This window comes from Nocardia jejuensis NBRC 103114, from assembly GCF_001613145.1.
Lineage (GTDB): Bacteria > Actinomycetota > Actinomycetes > Mycobacteriales > Mycobacteriaceae > Nocardia > Nocardia jejuensis.
In genome coordinates this window covers 136,016-153,580 of sequence record NZ_BDBU01000023.1, presented here as the reverse complement: position 1 = coordinate 153,580, position 17,565 = coordinate 136,016, and the positions used below count along the sequence as shown (strand labels likewise).

At 68.6% G+C, this 17,565-nt stretch carries 11 protein-coding genes and 1 pseudogene; 8 read left to right on the top strand and 4 right to left on the bottom strand.

Annotation, left to right across the window (positions count from 1 at the left end; translation table 11 throughout):
* Window positions 1-53: 53 nt before the first annotated feature.
* The 6 genes from NJ1_RS18645 to NJ1_RS18620 are packed head-to-tail and all read left to right on the top strand — an operon-like array spanning window position 54 to window position 8,377.
* The gene (locus tag NJ1_RS18645; RefSeq protein ID WP_067695819.1) at window positions 54-818 is read left to right on the top strand and encodes a thioesterase II family protein; all 765 of its coding nucleotides are present in this window, start codon (window positions 54-56) and stop codon (window positions 816-818) included.
* On the top strand, window positions 815-2,191 hold the full coding sequence (locus NJ1_RS18640) for a beta-ketoacyl [acyl carrier protein] synthase domain-containing protein (protein WP_067695816.1): 1,377 nt from the start codon (window positions 815-817) through the stop codon (window positions 2,189-2,191). Before NJ1_RS18645 ends, NJ1_RS18640 begins: the two co-directional genes overlap by 4 nt.
* Window positions 2,184-5,729, top strand: coding sequence for an SDR family NAD(P)-dependent oxidoreductase (locus NJ1_RS18635; protein ID WP_067695813.1), 3,546 nt, complete (start codon window positions 2,184-2,186; stop codon window positions 5,727-5,729). The genes NJ1_RS18640 and NJ1_RS18635 overlap by 8 nt, the downstream gene beginning before the upstream one ends.
* Before the next feature lie 46 nt (window positions 5,730-5,775).
* On the top strand, window positions 5,776-6,750 hold the full coding sequence (locus tag NJ1_RS18630; RefSeq protein ID WP_422615760.1) for an ATP-binding cassette domain-containing protein: 975 nt from the start codon (window positions 5,776-5,778) through the stop codon (window positions 6,748-6,750).
* Window positions 6,747-7,541, top strand: a complete 795-nt coding sequence (locus NJ1_RS18625) for an ABC transporter permease (RefSeq protein ID WP_067695810.1) — start codon at window positions 6,747-6,749, stop codon at window positions 7,539-7,541. The genes NJ1_RS18630 and NJ1_RS18625 overlap by 4 nt, the downstream gene beginning before the upstream one ends.
* On the top strand, window positions 7,538-8,377 hold the full coding sequence (locus tag NJ1_RS18620; protein ID WP_067695807.1) for an ABC transporter permease: 840 nt from the start codon (window positions 7,538-7,540) through the stop codon (window positions 8,375-8,377). The genes NJ1_RS18625 and NJ1_RS18620 overlap by 4 nt, the downstream gene beginning before the upstream one ends.
* Window positions 8,378-8,433: 56 nt before the next feature.
* On the opposite strand, the gene NJ1_RS18615 is transcribed toward NJ1_RS18620, so the two are convergent.
* The 3 genes and pseudogenes from NJ1_RS18615 to NJ1_RS18605 form a co-directional block, all read right to left on the bottom strand.
* Complete coding sequence (locus NJ1_RS18615; RefSeq protein WP_067695804.1) at window positions 8,434-10,560, bottom strand: amylo-alpha-1,6-glucosidase; 2,127 nt, start codon at window positions 10,558-10,560, stop codon at window positions 8,434-8,436.
* Between the two features lie 301 nt (window positions 10,561-10,861).
* A pseudogene (locus NJ1_RS18610) lies at window positions 10,862-11,917 on the bottom strand (glycosyltransferase family 4 protein); the annotation flags it as partial.
* A 613-nt stretch (window positions 11,918-12,530) separates the two neighbouring features.
* Window positions 12,531-13,670, bottom strand: coding sequence for an AMP-binding protein (locus tag NJ1_RS18605; RefSeq protein ID WP_157574081.1), 1,140 nt, complete (start codon window positions 13,668-13,670; stop codon window positions 12,531-12,533).
* 182 nt (window positions 13,671-13,852) lie between these two features.
* On the opposite strand from NJ1_RS18605, the gene NJ1_RS18600 reads away from it, so the two are divergent.
* On the top strand, window positions 13,853-14,851 hold the full coding sequence (locus NJ1_RS18600) for an ABC transporter substrate-binding protein (protein WP_067695798.1): 999 nt from the start codon (window positions 13,853-13,855) through the stop codon (window positions 14,849-14,851).
* 163 nt (window positions 14,852-15,014) lie between these two features.
* Window positions 15,015-15,374 carry an MmcQ/YjbR family DNA-binding protein gene (locus NJ1_RS18595; RefSeq protein ID WP_067695796.1) on the top strand — a complete coding sequence of 120 codons (360 nt, stop codon included), beginning with the start codon at window positions 15,015-15,017 and terminating at the stop codon, window positions 15,372-15,374.
* A gap of 42 nt (window positions 15,375-15,416) precedes the next feature.
* Here the strand turns inward: NJ1_RS18595 and NJ1_RS18590 are convergent, their stop codons facing one another.
* Window positions 15,417-17,474 (bottom strand): M13 family metallopeptidase, encoded by a 2,058-nt coding sequence (locus tag NJ1_RS18590; RefSeq protein WP_067695793.1) that lies wholly within the window; start codon window positions 17,472-17,474, stop codon window positions 15,417-15,419.
* Window positions 17,475-17,565 lie beyond the last annotated feature (91 nt).

Here is a 17,565-nt window from a genome sequence, read left to right as displayed (position 1 = left end):
ATTCCAGCAGTGAGCGCCGCCCACCGAGCGCCGAAAACAGGAGCAGACAACCGATGAGCAACGCACTCGGATGGATCCGGAAATTCCATCGGCCCCGTACCGCAGGCAACCTGCCTCTGGTGATCTGCCCGCACGCGGGCGGCGGCGCATCGACCTATCGCCCCTTCTCCAAGGCGCTCAGCGAGCAGTTCGACGTGTCGATCTTCCAGTACCCGGGCCGTCAGGATCGCGCCCGCGAGGAGGCGCTGCGCAGCGTGCCCGAGATCGCGGCGGGCGCGTTCGCCGAATTCGTGCGCTCACCGGCGAACAACGGTGCGCCCGTGACGGTCTACGGGCACAGCATGGGCTCGGTCGTCGCGTTCGAATTCACCCGCCTGGCCGAATCCGCCGGTATTCCGGTGCGGATGCTCGGCGTCTCCGGCGCGGTCGCGCCGTGGCGGGTGGCGGACATGCCGCCGCATCCGACCCAGGACGAGCAGCTGCTCGATCATGTCGGCGGGCTCCAGGGCACCGGTGCGGACGTACTGGGCAATCGTGAACTGATGCGCATGGCGCTGCCGGCCCTCAAGGCCGACTATGCCGCGTTCGATGCCTACACCTGCGAGAAGGATGTGCTGCTCGACGTCCCGCTGCACGCCATGGGCGGGGAGGACGACGAGTTCGTGACCATGGGCGACCTGTACGGCTGGCAGGCGCACACCCCGCACGAACTCCAGGTCACCATGTTCGAGGGCGGCCACTTCTATCTGCACGACCATGTCGCGGCCATCGCGGAAACCCTGGCGGCGGAACCGATCCGGGAGCCGGTGGCACGATGAGCACGAACAACGACGACCCGATCGTCATCACCGGGATGGCCGTGGAGGCTCCCGGCGGTGTGGAAACCCTCGCGGACTACTGGGCGGCGCTGGCCGAATCGCGGGATCTGCTGGGACCTTTCCCCCGAGATCGCGGCTGGCCGCTCGAGCGGTTGCTCTCGCTCTCGGAGACCGAGGGCTGGGGCATGGTGCGCGACTCCGGCGGATTCCTGGACGGCGCGGCCGATTTCGATCCGCAGTTCTTCGGCATCACCCCGCGCGAAGCGGTCGCGATGGATCCGCAGCAGCGCGTCGCGCTGCGGGTGGCCTGGCGCGCGCTCGAGAACGCCGGCATCAATCCCTCCGATCTCGGTGACGACGAGATCGGTTGCTACATGGGCGCTTCCAACACCGAGTACGGTCCGCACGGCGCGGAGGTCAACGACTACACCGGCTATCGCGCCGGTGGCGCGGCCCTCGGCGCGGTGGCCGGTCGACTCTCCAACGTCCTGGGCCTGAACGGGCCCTCGGTGGTCGTCGATGTGGCGTGCGCGTCCTCGCTGGCCGCGGTGCACATGGCCGCCTCCGCCATCCGCAACGGGGAGTGCGACTGGGCACTGGCCGGTGCGGCCTGCGTGATCGGCTCGCCCGGCGCGTTCTTCGAATTCTCCAAGAACAACGCGCTCGCCGCGGACGGGCAGTGCAAGCCCTACGCCGAGGACGCGCAGGGCACGCTCTGGGGCGAGGGCGTGGGTGTGCTCGTGCTGGAACGTGAATCACGTGCCCGCGAGCTCGGTCACCGGATCTACGGCCGCCTGCTCGGCTCGCGGATCAACCACAACGGCAAGGGCGCGCCCATCGCGGTGCCCAGCACCGAGGCGCAGGAGCGGCTCATGCGCGCGACCGTCGCCGCATCGGGCGTCGCCCCCGAACTGATCGACATGATCGAGGGCCACGGGACCGGAACCGCCGTCGGTGATCCACTGGAACTGACCGCGCTGCAACAGGTTTACGGCGGACCCCGGCCCGACGGCAGCGGCCCGCTGCTCGGCTCGGTGAAATCCAACCTGGGCCACGCGCAGGCCGCCGCCGGCCTGCTCGGCCTGATCAAGGTGCTGCTCAGCGGAGTGCACGGGCAGATCGCGCCGACCCGCCACGCCGCCAATCCCACCACCCGCGTCGACTGGAACGCGTCCGGTCTGCGACTGGCCTCCGAACTGCGCGACTGGGCGCCGCGCGACGGCGTGCGCTACGCCGCCGTCTCGTCCTTCGGCGTCAGCGGCACCAATGCGCACGCCGTACTCGCCATGCCGGTGCTGCAGGAGCCCGCTCTCGCGGGTGCGACGTCCGGTGGCGCTGCCGAAAGCTCTGCTGAAGGAAACACTCATGCCTGACTACCGACTTCCCGACGGCAGCATCCCGATTCCGCTGTCCGCCGACACCCCGGACGCCCTCGCCCGGGAAGCCGCGGCGCTGGCGGCCTATCTGCTCGAGCGCCCGCGGGTGACGCCGGACGAGGTCGCGGACATGCTGCTGCGCACCCGCGGCGGGCGTCGCCATCGCGCGCTGGCCATGGTGCGGGACCGGGAGCAACTGCTCACCGCGCTCGACGCCATCGCCGCCGGGCGGCCGAATCAGGCTGTGATCACCGGTGACAGCGCGGCCTCGGCCCGCCGCATCGCCTACGTGTTCCCCGGACAGGGCAGCCAGCGTCCCGGCATGGGCCTGCTGTACTACCGCAATTCCGAGGTCTTCCGCACCACCGTGCGGGAGTGCGACGCGAAATTCCAGGAGCAGCACGGCATCTCGCCGCTCGCCTACCTGCTGCACGAGGAGGGCGAGGCCGACGAGGGCGTCGAGATCGTGCAGCCCGCGCTGTTCATGCAGATGCTCGGCCTGGCCGCCATGTGGCGTGCGGTCGGCGTCGAACCGGACGTGACGATCGGCCACAGTCAGGGCGAGATCGCCGCCGCGGTGGTCTCGGGCATCATCTCCCTGGCCGACGGCATCCGGGTGGTCACCCTGCGCGCGCAGCTGGTCGGATCGCTCGAGCGTGAGAACGACTGGACCGGTCAGTGGGCCATGGCCGTGCTCGGCGTCGATCGGGACGAATGCGAGGCGCTGCTGGCCCGCAACTCCGGCTGGGCCGAGCTCGCGGTGGTCAACTCCGCGCACGTGCTCGCGGTCTCGGGTGAACGCCCGGCCGTCTCCGAACTGGTCGCCACCCTCACCGCACAGGGCAAGTTCGCCAAGGAGATTCGCGTCGAGTACCCGGCGCACACCTCCTTCGTGTCCAAATTCCGGGAGAACCTCGAAGACACCCTGCGCGACACTCTCGACAACCAGGCCTTCCTGCCGACCGAGATCGAATGCCTCGGAGCGACCCTGGGCGAACCGGTCACCCCGGAACTGCCGCCCGCGGAATACTGGTACTGGAACCTGCGTAACCGCGTCCGCTTCGATCTGGCCATCGCCGCCGGAGCCGCCCGCGGCATCGACATCTTCCTCGAGATCGCCGACCACCCCGCCCTCATGCTCTCCATGCAGGAAACCCTGAGTGGCGTCACCCCGGCCCGCGATTTCCGCACCATCGGAACCTCCCGCCGCACCGCCGAGGACCTGCGCGAATTCACCCGCAACCTCGCCCAGATCGCCGTCCTGAGCACCGGTTTCACCTGGACCGCCCTCCGCGAGGACACCGCACCCCGCCGCCTCCCGCTCCTGGACTTCCCCAACTCCCAGACCACCCCCAAAAAACTCTGGGCTCCCTTCGACTACCGCCCCGAACCCGCCGAGATCACCGCGGCCGAGAACGCCGCCTTCGCCGCCGGTTACGCCGAGGCCACCGCCCGCGGCCAGGCCGCCGAATCCGCCTCCTTCGCAGCGGGTTACGCCCAAGCCGTTGCCGACGGGGCTCCCGCCGCCAACCTCCCACTCACCGCGAACGGACCACTCGCCGCGAACCGACAGTCGGCCGCGAACGGCCTCGGCGCGGTGAACGCACACGCGGCCGCAGGCGGACAGTTCGCCGCGCACGGTCAGTCGGCCGGAATCGGCACCGCCCTACACGGATCCGTGACGGGAGCGAATGCCAACAGTGGGGCGTGGACGCCCTCCGGCGCGGGAGCCGCTGTGACCACCGGTTCGCACTCCGTTCCCCAGGGAGCCGAATCCTATACCGCGGCAGCCGAATCCGCCTTCCAGCCGCAGCGCCTGGCTGAACGCTGGGTCCGCCTGGAGAAGCGCAAGCTCGTCCCGCCCCGCACCCTCGCGGTGCTGGACCACACCGGTCGCTGCGCGGACTTCGCCGAGGCCATCGAACACGCCGCCTCCCGCCACGGTGCGGCCGTGGTCGGCGCGGACAGCGGCGCGTCCTTCGACACCGCGGTCATACTCCTCCCACCGCCTGGATCCGAGATCCGCACAGCGGTACCGTCATCCACCGCTGGCCAGGACCGGACCGCCACGGCAGCTGCGGTACAGGCATCCGGGCTCGGTGCCGATGTCGCGACGATCGTCGCGGAAACCGCCGCGTTCGTGGGGGATCGGGCGTGGTTGCCGGAGTTGGCCGGGGTTCGGGATGTGTGGCTGGTGACGACCGGGGGAGAGCCGGTGCTTGCCGCGGAGCTGCCGGATCCGGTGCACGCGGCCGCGCAGGCGGCGTTCCGGTGCCTGGCATCCGAGCATCTCGGGACCGCGTTCCGGCATGTGGATCTGCAAGCCGGACAGCCGCTTCCGGCCGCGGCCAAGGCGCTGATCGGGGCGGTGCACACCGCCGGTGAGCCGGAATTGGCCGTCCGCGAGGGCAAGGTGTACGCCAAGCGACTGCTGCTCGACGAGACCGCCGAGGATCAGCCCCTCACCGCCGGGGACCTGGCGGAGGTCGTGATCGTGGGCGGCACAGGCAAACTCGGCCTCGATTTCTGTGCGGAGTTCGTACGCGCCGGGGCCCACCGCATCACCCTGGTCGGTCGCTCCGGTGGTTCGGCCGAGGCGCTCGACAGAGTGCGCGAACTGTCGAATTCGGGCACGACCATCGAGATCCGCCGTGCCGATGTCACCGACGAGGCCGCAGTCGCCGCCCTCGCCGCGGCACTGCCCGCTCCCCTCACCCTGCTCGTGCACGCCGCGGTCGACTACGATGCCGCGGCGGCCGACATCACGCCCGACACCGTGGTCACCGCAGCGGAATCCAAGCTGGTCGCCTTCGACCGCCTGGTCCGGCTGCTCCCGTTGGCTCCCGCCGCACGTGTGCTGGCCTGCTCCTCGCTCTCGGCCACCATCGGCGGCCGTGGCCACGCCGTCTACGCCGCGATCAACCGCATGCTCGACGTGGCCGCGATCCGCTACCGCCACAACGGCATCGGGGCCACCTCGGTGCAGTGGGGCCTGTGGCGCGCGGTCGGCGCGGACAATGCCGAGGCCATCGCCAAGATCAGCGGCACCGGCCTGCTCCCCATGGATCCGGTCGCCGCCGTGTCCACCGGCTTCGCCGCCCCGGGCAACCGCGTCGTCGTGGCCGCCGAATGGTTTACCCTCCGAACGATCTTCGCCCTCTTCGGCCTGGACCCGCTCTTCGCCGAGATTCCCGACGCGCCGGTCCAGGCAGGTGTCCCCGCGGCGGCAACCACCGCCACACCGGTCGGAACCACCGCCGAGATCGACACGAGCGCAGCGGCCGTCATCCCCGCACCCACCACCGACCCGGTCCCCGATGTCGCAGACCAGGTCCGCGATGCCCTGCGCTTCGTCATGGGCCTGGACGACGACGAAACCATCGACGGCGCCATGCCGCTCGTAGCCCTCGGCCTGGATTCGCTTCAGGCCCTGGATCTGCGCAAGCGCATCGAGGCCGACCTGAAGCGAGATCTGCCCGTCACCGCCATTCTCGGCGGGGCCTCACTGGACGACGTGGTGTCGCTGCTCGGTTAGGCGGCGCCCATCGACATATCAACGGAGCAGGGGGAATTACCGAATCATGAGGACGGAGAACACGGTGCCGGAACGGGATGACGCGATCGTCGTCGAGTCCGTGGAGAAATCTTTCGGGGAGGTGAAGGCCCTGCGGGGCATCAGCTTCACCGCCCCGACGGGCAGTGTGCTGGGGGTGCTCGGCCCGAACGGCGCCGGCAAGACCACCACCGTCTCGGTGCTGTCCACCCTGGTCCGCCCCGATGCGGGCCGGGCGACGGTGGCCGGTTACGACGTGGTCCGCCAGCCCGACGAGGTGCGTGCCTCGATCATGCTCACCGGTCAGTACGCCGCGCTGGACGAGGTGCTCACCGGTCGCGAGAATCTGGTGCTCTTCGGCCGGCTGATGGGCCTGCGCCGCAAGCAGGCCCAGGTCCGCGCGGAGGAACTGCTCGATCGCTTCGGGCTCACCGAGGCCGCCGATCGCCGGGTCGGTCAGTACTCCGGCGGTATGCGCCGCCGCATCGACATCGCCTGCGGCCTGGTGCGCGCACCCCGAGTGGTGTTCCTGGACGAGCCGACCACCGGCCTGGACCCGGTGAGCCGCCAGAGCCTGTGGGCGTTGGTGCGCGAGCTCAAGAGCCAGGGCGTCACCGTCCTGCTCACGACGCAGTACCTCGAAGAGGCGGATGCGCTCAGCGACAACATCATCGTGGTCGACAAGGGCACCGTGATCGCCGAGGGCACCGCGGATCAGCTCAAGGCCCGCTCGGGCTCGAGCTACTGCGAGGTGGTTCCGGTGGACGCCGCCGACGTGCCGCGCCTGGTCCAGGCCCTGTCGGGACTCGGCGAGATCACCGTCGCCGACTCCGCGGACCGGGTCTCGCTGCCCGCCCCCGGCGGCGCGGCCACCCTCACCGAGGCGCTGCACCGGATCACCGGCAGCGGTATCGAACTCATCGATATCGCGCTGCGCCGTCCGTCGCTGGACGAGGTGTTCATCGAACTCACCAAGCCCGCGGCGACGGAGGTGACCGCGTGAATCAGGCGGCCCCCGTCGGTATGAATCAGCCCGCCCCCATTCGTGTTCCGGCAGGAATGCAATGGACGGCGCTGAGCGAGCGCGGAATTCGCGCCGCGTTCCGCGAGGGTGATGTCATTCTGGCGATCGGTGCGCCGGTGGCCTTCTACATCTGCTTCTACATTCCGCTGCGCAAGTCGATGTCCGCCGCGGGCATCGACTTCGCCCAGTACCTGCTCCCGCTGATCGCGGTGTACGCCATGTTCTTCACCGCCATGTTCGCCGGTGACCGCGCCGGTCGAGAGGTGGCCGGCGGCATGGCCACCCGGCTGCGCTCGCTGCCGGTGCGCTCCTGGGTTCCGGTGGCCGCGCGCATGTCGGCGAACCTGGTGCGCGGGTGCGCGGCTCTGCTCGGCGCGCTCGTGGTGGGCTCGCTGTTCGGGTTCCGCTTCCACGATTCGGTCACCGCCGCGGTCTTCGTCCTGGTTTCGCTGGCCTTCGGCGCGGCCGTGGTGATCGGCGCGGACGCGCTCGGCACCGCGACCCGCAATCCGGAACTCGGTGCGACCGTGTTGTTCGTCCCGCAGCTGCTGCTGGTCATGACCTCGACGGGATTCGTTCCGGCCGAGGGCTTTCCGGGCTGGATCCAGCCGTGGGCCCGCAATCAGCCGGTCTCGCAGCTGACCGCCGCGCTGCGCGGCCTGGCCGAGGGCGAGTACCCCGCCGAACTGGGTGTGGCCGCACTGTGGATCGCGGGCCTGCTCGCGGTCGGCGCGGTACTGGCGATTCGAGCGGAAGGACGGCGGGCATGAGCATCGACCCCACGGCGACCACCCCGGCGGCGATCCCGAATCCGGCGGTCGCCCAGCCTCTCTCGCACCCCACCGGCTCCCTGGCCGGGCAGACCCTGATCGAGACCGGCCGCCTGCTGCGCCGCTGGTCCCGTCAGCAGGAGGTGATGAGCAGCACCCTGATCCTGCCGGTCCTGTTGCTGCTCATGTTCGATCTGGTCCTGAATCGGTCACTGGGCATCTCCTCCGACGCCGACCCGATCTACGGCTTCGTCCCCATGATCGCCATCGCCGGAGCCATGTACGGCGCGATGGGCACCGGCCTGTCGCTGTACGGCGAGCGTGAGAGCGGTCTGCTGCGCCGCTTCTGGGTGCTGCCCATCCACCGTTCGGCCGGATTGCTGGGCCGCCTGCTCGCCGAATGCGTCCGCGCCGCCGCCGTGGCGCTGGTGGTCATCGTGCTCGGTCTGATCCTCGGCCTGCGTTTCGAGCAGGGCTGGCCGGGATTCTTCGGCGCACTGGCGGTCCCGGTGATCGTGATCGCCGGTTTCACCCCGATCGTCATCATGGTCGGCGTGAGCAAGATCGGCGACAAGGTGGTGCAGCTGTTCTCCATCGTGGTGCTGATCGGCATGTTCTTCAATTCGGGTTTCGTTCCGGTGCAGAACTATCCGGACCTGATCCAGCCGATCGTCCGCGCCCAGCCCATGAGCTGTGCCATCGAGGCGATGCGCGGCTTCATTCTCGGCGGCCCCGTCGCCACCCCGCTCCTGCAGACCATCGCCTGGTCCGTGGGATTGGCGGCCGGATTCGGTGTCTTCGCGGTGCGCGGATACCGGGCAGCCGCCGAAAGCTGATCCCCTCGCGCCCCGCGCCCGTCCGGCGGTGCGGGGCGCGAGGAGGATCGGCGCTCTCAGTGCGTCACCAGCCGCCAATCCGCGGGCAGATTGGAGGCGGTGACCCGATCGCCCTCGATGACCAGATCGATTACATGCCCACCGAGCCGCAGATCGGTGAGCTCCACCCGCCCCCAGCGCGCGGGCAGATGCGGCAGCACGGTGAGGGTGCGGCGCGGGACATCCGGGTCCAGTCCGAGGAACGAGCGCACCAGCAGCAGCGGCGCCGCGCTCGCCCACGCCTGCGGCGAACACGACGTGGGGTAGGGGACCGGCGCCGCGAACTTGGAACGCGGGAAACCGCAGAACAATTCGGGCAGTCGCCCGCCGAACGCCCCCGCCGCGTCCAGCAGTCCCTCGGCCAGCCGGGTGGCCAGTTCGATCGCTCCGGGCAGGTGCCGGTACCGCAGCAGTCCCGCGACGGCGATGGCCGTGTCGTGCGGCCACACCGAACCGTTGTGATAACTCATCGGGTTGTACGCGCCCATGCCCGAAGCCAGTGTGCGCAAACCGAATCCGGTATCCATCTCCTCGGACGAGAGTGCGGCGATGATCTGTCCGGCATGCTCGTCGGTGACGATCCCCGACCACAGGCAGTGCCCCATATTGCTGGTCAGCGCGTCCATTTTGCGCTTGCCGCCGTCCAGAGCCACTGCGAACCAGCCTTTTTCGGGCAGCCAGAACGCCTCGATGAACTTGGTGCGCAACTCGGCGGCCCGATCCCGCAGATGTCCGGCGGTCGTCGAATCACCGAACTCCTCGGCCAGATCGGCGCGGGCGATCAGTGCGGCGTACGCGTAACCCTGTACCTCACACAGGGCGATGGGAGCCTCCGGGATATGCCCGGCAGCGTCGTTGATGCCGTCGAAACTGTCCTTCCAGCCCTGATTGATCAGACCGCGGTCGGTGGCACGCCGGTACTCGACGAACCCGTCACCGTCGCGATCGCCGTAGTCCGTCAGCCAGGCCAGTGCCGCGTCGGCGGCGGGCAGCAGCGCCTGCACCGCGTCCGCGTCCGCGCCCCACCGCCGGGCCTGCGCCAGCAGCATCACGAAAAGCGGTGTGGCGTCGACTGTTCCGTAGTACGTCTCCCCACCGAGTACCTGGCCACTGGCCGGGCCGCGTCGCATCTCGTGCATGATGCGGCCGGGTTCCTCCTCGTTCATCGGATCCACCCGCTGACCCTGCATCTCGGCCAGCTGCTGCATGGTGCCGACCGCCAGCCCGACATCCAGCGGCAGCGCCATCCACGCGGTGAGCAGGCTGTCGCGGCCGAACAGCGTCATGAACCAGGGCGCGCCGGCGGCCACGAAGGTGCGCCCGCCTCGGGAATCGTCGTGAATCTGCAAGGCGCCCAGATCACTTTCGGTGCGCTGCAGCACCGCGGCCAGCAGTGGGTCGGTCGCGGTGATATTGGTGGCGGTGTCGCGCCAGGCCGCGATCTTGCGGCTCGGCTCGCTGAAGTCGTAGTGCTCACCGGGACGCAGCGGGGAGTGGATGGGCTGGCTGCCCATGCTCGGCTGCGCCACGATATCTGTCTGCCAGATCCCGCCCGCCGGAACCACCACTCGCCAAGCCAGCGAACCGGGAAGCACCACAGGCGTTTCCGAGGAGGACACCGCCAAACCCCTGGTCCTATCGGACCTGTCGTTCAGCAGCAGCTCCACATCGGCGACCACGACCTCCGCGCGGGCACTGCCGCCACGACCCTCCTTGACCGCGAACAGATCCACGAAATCCGCGTCCACCAGCAGGGTCAGGTCCATTGCGGTGGTCTCGCGCCCGAGATTCTCCACCGTGATGGTCTCTCGTAAACCGTCCGCTACCAATCGCTCTCGCATGATCATCACCGTGCTGTCCGCTGCGCCGGCCCGGGGCGGCCGGCGCAGTATGAACCGGGCGGTGAAGGCCTCCGGGCTCAATATCGACAGCGGTTCGGGCCGCTGTCCGTCCAATCGCAGCTCCCAGCGGGAAAGTACGCGCGCGTCCCGGTAGAACAGTCCGTACGGCGTTCCGGGCTCGACATCGCCGCGGCGGTCCGACAGGCAGAACGTGCTGCCCTCCACCAGCGTCACCGGGCCCCCGCCACCGCCCAGATTGGACGGTTCACCGGCGTTCAGGGCGTTCGGGGCCTCACCGTTCATACGTTCCTTCCTCCGGCGCGCCCGCCTCCGGTGTGTCACCGAGGTCGACGATGGGCGCGGATCCTGCGTGATTCGCTTTGCCGGGCACCGTTTTACGGCCCGGAGCCGGAGCGCTTCCGGTCAAGAGGACTGGATCGACGACGAGATCGGACACCGAATCCAGCGGACCTGCGGGTGGCCGCCGGTGGTCGACCTGCCTGCCGGGCGAGTGGACCGCGGGTGCTCGGCCCGGACCGCTGCCCGCGGCGCGCACCGGTTGCGGGATCGATTGATACCCCGTCGTATTCGCCCACGAGCGCGTACCCACCCGTCCCGCGCGACGCGGCGGGTGCGTGCGCAGGACGCGGCGATAGATCTCCTCGTATCCACGTCCGAGCGTGTCCGATCCGAAGTGCTCGACCACATGATCGCGGATGGCCCGAGGATCGTAGGTCTGCACTTCCTTGATGGCCGAGGGCAGTTCATCCGGATCGTCGCAGATCCGTCCGGTGACGCCGTCCACGATCACCTCCGATACCGCGCCTCCGCGCAACGCCACCACCGGTGTGCCGCACACCATCGCCTCGATCATCACCATGCCGAAGGGCTCCTCCCAGCGCACCGGGAACAGCAGGCAGCGCGCTCCGGCGAGCAGTTTCCGCTTGGCCGCGGTGTCCGCCATTCCGAACATGTGATCGTGCTCGGTGAGCAACGGCCGCACCGCGCTGTCGAAATACGCGATCTCGGGCGGCTCGGCGCACTTGCCCGCGAGGATCAGCGGAAGACCCGCGATGTGCGCGGCCTCCAGCGCCAGGTGGGGCGCCTTCTCCGCGGTGAACCGGCCCAGGAAAAGCGCGTAGTCCTCCTTCTCCGGCTGGAAGGGCCAATCCGGGACCTTCAGCGCATTGTGTACGCGCCCGGCCCAATGCAGGCCGGGAGCGAGGCTGCGCTGCCGGTCGCTGATCGCCACCAGGTGGGCATCCTGGCCGAGTTCGCTGTAGTAGACGAAGGGGTCGCCGTTCACCGGTCCGTGCACGGTGACCACCATCGGCAGGCCGAGTTCACGGTAGACCGGCATGTTCAACGGTCCGGCGAAGGTGTGATCGTGCACCAGGTCCAGCCCGTCGGTCACCGCGAGCCGCTCCAGCACGCGCCGAACCTTCAAGGCGTGCACGATCTCCGGGAACGGATCACCCAGCCGATCGGATTGCGCGGCATCCCACACCGAGATCATCCTGCCCTTGGTGCCGTTCTCGCCCGCCCCGATCAGCGTCACGTCGTGACCACGATCGGCCAGCGCGTCCACGAGGTCCGCGACCACCGCTTCCACCCCGCCATAGGCTTTGGGCGGAATATCGAAATACGGTGGTACGACCATCGCGATTCGTAGTTTGCCGCGATCGGCCGCAGGGAATTCGTATGCGACCGAGGTCGCGCCGGGCGCCGAAGATTCCGCGCTCATGAGTTCTTCCTTCCAGGAACACAACCACTGACGCCGCCCGGGGTCTCCGCCTCGGACGTCGTTCTATGTGGGCCAGGGCAGGCGAGGATCGAAAACGGCTGTGCCGCAATGGACCGGCGCGGCCCGGACCCGTGCAGGTGTGTCCGGAGCAGAGTGCCGCGCGAGGAAGGTCCGCCAGCACGCTCTCGGGTTGAACGTCTGAAGATCATCACGCCGACCGGTGCACTCGACTCGGACCGGGCGCGTTCACATGCGCCTCGGGCGACTCCAGCGCCGATGGTGAGTCCCTGTCGATTGCACCCCGAGACGCGTCATCGCGCTCGGCGGCCATTCGGGTGAGTTCCACGATATCGCCGAAGAACACGCGAACCGGTCGGATCGATGATGTTCCGAGGTTTCTTCGGACAAAGTCCGGCGCACGCGAGTGTGTGCGGTCCTTCGGTGCCCGACGAATGCGAGCTCCGACGTTCGTGCAGGTGAATCACCGTCCGGCGGAATCTTTCTCGCGCCGTGGACTTGCGTGGGAGAGTCAGGCCGCCGCGTAATCGAGGTCGTCGCCGGTGCCGGGCGCCACATCGGCCAGGCTGATCAGGTCGGCCGCGCCGGAACGCACTGCCGCGTCGATGGATTCGGCCATGTCGAAGACCAGCCAGCCGTCGGCCGTCCAGTGGCCCCGCGCACCGGTCCGCGCGAGGCGCCCGACAGGACGGAACGGATCGGCGATGCTGTCCGTGCTGAAATCCGAGCCGAAATCCGATGCGGTATCGGCGAGTTCGATCGCCAGCGCCGCGCCGCCGAGATACACGTCCCCGGCCGCACCGGGCCCGACGAGTGCGAGCGTGTCGTCCAGGACCAGCAGGCGTGCTCCCGGAATCGGCCGGACCCGGCCGGACCCGTCGAGCGGACCGCGCGCGGCGACGCCCGCGTAATCGGATGTGGTGAAGGCGAATCCGGCGCACGAGCCCGGTGCCAGTTCCCGCAGCAATCCGGGAAGCACCGCGGGGCAACCGGTTCCCAGCACGTCCCAGCGGCGCACGGTCGGCAGTTCCGGCTGTGCGGAAAGGTCCGCGAAGGCGGCGAGGGTGTCGGCGGTGGCCACCACGTGGGTGGCGGCGCTGGTGGCGATCAGATCGGCCAGGGTGGCGATGTCACCGCGCTGCGCGGCGGTGGAGAGCACCAGGGTCGCGCCGTCCGCGAGCGCGGCCAGCAGTTCGACCGAGGCGTCGGTGGTATCCCAGTGGGTGGCAAGCAGTCGCACGTCGGGCGAGCCGTACGCGCGATCGACGCGGCAGGGGGAGCGCAGATCGGCGGCCACCGCCCGGCGGTCGTCGGCTGCGGCGGCCACCGCGCCGGGGGTCAGTCCGGTCCCGGCCGGTCCCAGCTCGGCCAGCAGCGCGCCGGTCTGCGCGGCCGCGGCGATATCGCTGAGCAGGCGGGCCAGATCGTCGAGGGTCGGTCCGGCGGTGCCGATGCGAGCGCCGTCCAGGCGGGCGTAGAGCTCGGCATAGGTGAGGATGTGGCCACCGCAGCGGATCGCGGTGCGCACGGACGGCACGCGGCGTCCGCTCTCGATGAGGCTCGCGACGGACGGCAGGTCGTACAGTTCGACCCCATCGGCCCATTCGTCCGCGAGCCGGGATCGCTCGACCGTGGACAAGTTCTCGGGCACCGCACGCTCCATCGTTCACCTACTAGTTATGCAACCCTAACCTAATTGACCCCGGACACGATAGTCACCCCTGTCCGGGATCGAACCGGCAACGACGCTCCGGTCGCCGCCAATTAATTAGGCTAGGCTCACCTACTGCTCGACCGCAGGAGTTCGGGCAATCCTGAACAGGGAGGTCATCGATGTCCGCATCGATCGGGCAGGTGGTCCGCGGACCACGCGGCCGCACACGACTCGTCACCGCCGTGATGGCGGGCGCACTCACCCTCGGCCTGGTGGCCTGCGGCTCCGATTCCGACGAGGCCGCCGGCAGCGGCGAACCCGTCACCATCACCCATACGCAGGGTCAGACGACCATCAACGGCACCCCGAAACGGATTGTCGCCCTGGGCAACCAGTGGCTCGACACCGCGCAGTCGCTGGGCGTGACCCCGGTCGGCTACGTCGACAATGTCGCCATTCTGAGCAAGACCCAGCCGCCCTGGGAACCCGAATCCCTGAAGTCGGCCAAGTCCCTGGACACCACCGGCAATCTCGCCGAGCAGGTCGCCGCGCTGAACCCGGATCTCATCCTCGTCGACACCTTCATCGCCGACGCCAAGACCTACGGCGACATGTCGAAGATCGCGCCGACCGTTCCGGGCCTGAACAAGGCGACAGTCACCCCCTGGTCGGACCAGGTCCGGGCACTCGGCAAGATCCTGCACGCCACCGACAAGGCCGACAAGGTCATCGCGGACCTCGATGCCCGCATCGACGGCATCGCACAGCGCAATCCCGGCCTGAAGGGCAAGACCTTCCTGAGCACCTGGCTGGGCGGCCCGAGCCAGCTCATGGTCCTCACCGACCCCAACGATGGTTCCAGCCAGGTGTTCACCCAGCTCGGCATGACCATTCCCAAGCACCTCACCGAGCAGAGCGGCAGCAGCGGTGGCCGCCTGTCGCTGTCCCCGGAACGCGTGGACGAACTCGATTCCGACTTCCTCATCGCGGGCTACTCCCCGGGCCAGGACGAGAAATACCGCCAGCTCCCCGGCTACGCCGACCTCCCCGCGGTCAAGAAGAACGCCGTCGCCTTCCTTACCGTTCTCGACATCACCGCGATCAACCAGCCCACCCCCCTCGCCCTCCCCTACATCCTCGACAAGATCGAACCCACCCTCGCCAACGCCGCCAAGTAGCCTTCGGCGGCAAGATCGAACGAGACGAGTACGCGGCCGCGGGTATCCCGCACTACTGGATCGTCGACTTCCGGCCGGTGCCGTGGATCGAGGCTCTCCACCTGGAGCGAGGGCGGTACGGCCGGATCCCTTCGTGTCGCACCCGGCTGGGAGGATCGCGGCCATGACGGCGAGTGGGGATCAGGTGCGGGAGGTGGCGCTCGCGCTTCCCGGGGTGCGGGAGTTGTTCGAGTGGGACATGCCCACCTTCCGGGTGCGGGGGAAGTTGTTCCTGACACTGCCCGAGGGGGAAACCTCGATGGCGGTGAAGTGCCCGATCGTGGACCGGGACGAATTGGTGCTCGCGGAGCCGGAGAAGTTCTGGATCGCCCCGCACGAGGCGGGCGGGGCCTGGGTGCGCGTGCGCCTCGCGGTCCTGGACGACGCGGGTGAACTGTCGGCGATCGTGCTGGACTCCTGGCGGCTGGCCGCCTCCCGGCAGTTGCTGCAGGAGTACGACGAAACCGGTTCCGACGCCCGGTGATTCGCCGCTACGGCGAATCACCGGGTCTCATCGGCACTCGGATCAGAAAGACACGCGCTGGTCCTGCGGCAGGAAGAGCTTGTCGCCCTCCTTGACCCCATAGGTGGCGTAGAACTCCGGCTGATTGCGCACCGTCTGATTGGCGCGCACCTCGCCGGGGGAGTGGGTGTCGTTGGCGAGCAGGTTCTCCTGGTACTCCGTGGTCGACTTGTCCCGCCAGTTGCGGCCCCAGGACTCGAACATCGGCGTGTAGTCCGGCTGATCGACATTGGCGCGCTTCTGCGCGATCCGGTACGCGGCCAGGCTCATCTGCAAACCGCGGTTGTCGGCCACGTTCTCACCGAGGGTGAGCTCGCCGTCCACATGCTTGTCCGGGGCCAGGCCCTCGGGAACCAGCACGTTGTACTGCTCGATGAGCTTCTTGGTGCGCGACTCGAATGCCGCCCGGTCGTCCGCCGACCACCAATCCTTCAGATTGCCGTCGCCGTCGTACTTGGAGCCCTGATCGTCGAAGCCGTGCCCGATCTCGTGGCCGATCACCGCGCCGCCCGCGCCGTAGTTCACCGCCTCCTGCGCCGCCGGATCGAAGAACGGCGGCTGCAGGAACGCGGCCGGAAACACGATCTCGTTGTTGACCGGCGTGTAGTACGCGTTCACCGTCTGCGGCGACATGCCCCACTCGGACTTGTCCACCGGCTTTCCCAGCCGGTCGAACATCTTCTTGGCGCCGAAAGTGTTGACCGCGCGCAGAGATTCGATGAGCTTGCCGCGGGTGATTGTCAGACCGGTGTAGTCCTCCCACTTGTCCGGGTAGCCGATCTTGACGCCCATCTTGGCGAGCTTGGCCAGCGCGGCGTCGCGGGTGGGCTGGGTCATCCAGCTGGAATTGGTGAAGTTGTCCTTGTACGCCGCGACCAGATCGTCCACCATGGCCAGCGCGCGCTTCTTGGCCTCGGGCGGGAAGTGCTTGTCCACGTACAGCTTTCCGAGCTGTTCGCCGACCGCCTCGTCCACGGTCGCGACCGCGGACTTCCAGCGCTCGGGCCGCTGCTCGAGCCCGTTCATCACGGTGCCGAAGAAGTCGAAGTTGGCGTCCGCGATGGCCTTGGGCAGGTATCGGGCGTTCTCGCGCACCAGGTACAGCTTCAGGTAGTCCTTCCACACCGCGAGATCCACGTCGTGCCACAGGTTTCCGGCGTGGGTGAGGTAGGACGGCTGACCCACGATCATGGTGTCGAACAGGTTCTTCGGCTTGTCGGTATTGCCGGAAAGCCAGCTGTCCCAATCGAATTGCGGTCCGAGCGCGACCATGTCCTTCCAGGACATCTTGTTGTACGTGGCCTCGGCGTTGCGCAGCTTCACGCTGTCCCAGAATCCGCTCGCGATCCGCGTCTCCAGGTCCACCACCCGGCCCGCCGCGGCGGTCGGATCGGTCAGGCCCGCGCCAGCGGCGATCTTCTCCATGAAGGTCTTGTATCCGGCGAGCTTGTCGGCGAGTTCGGGCTTGCGGTAGTACTTCTCGCCCAACCCGATGCCGGACTGCCCCACCGAGGGCACATTGGCGTTGGAGTTCTTGCGATCCGCGCCGACCCCGAGCCCGATCAACCCGCCGATGGGCAGCGAGCCCATCACCTTCGCGAGATCGGCCTTGGTGGCGGCCTTGTCGATCTGCTCGAACTCCGCTGCCAGCGGCGTCATCCCCAGCTTCTCGATCTCGTCGACATCCATGCGGGCGTCGTACAGATCGCGGATCTGCTGCTCGGCGGTGCCGGCCTTGGGATCCTTGATGCCCTCGATGATCTCCTTGAGCTGCTGCTGAACCCGATCGCCCACCTCGTCGAAGGTACCGAAGGACACCTTGTCCGGCGGCAGCTGATACTCCTTCAGCCACTTGCCGTTGACCGACCGGTACAGGTCGTCCTGCGGCCGCACGGCCGGATCCGCACCGGACAGATCGGGCCCCTGCAGCGGCGTGGTCACCGCCTTGTCACTGGTGTCGTCCTTGGTGCAGGCAGCCGCCCAGGCGGCCGTGGGCACCAGACCGAGTGCGATCAGAAATCGGCGGCGGTCGAGACCGACCGGACGACCGGAGGATGTCACGGGCTTTCCTCTCCCCGAAGAAGCTGTGCTGGAGGCGGTACCGACGCGAGGCTACTGGAACAGCACTGATCGCGTCGGTACCTGTGAATCG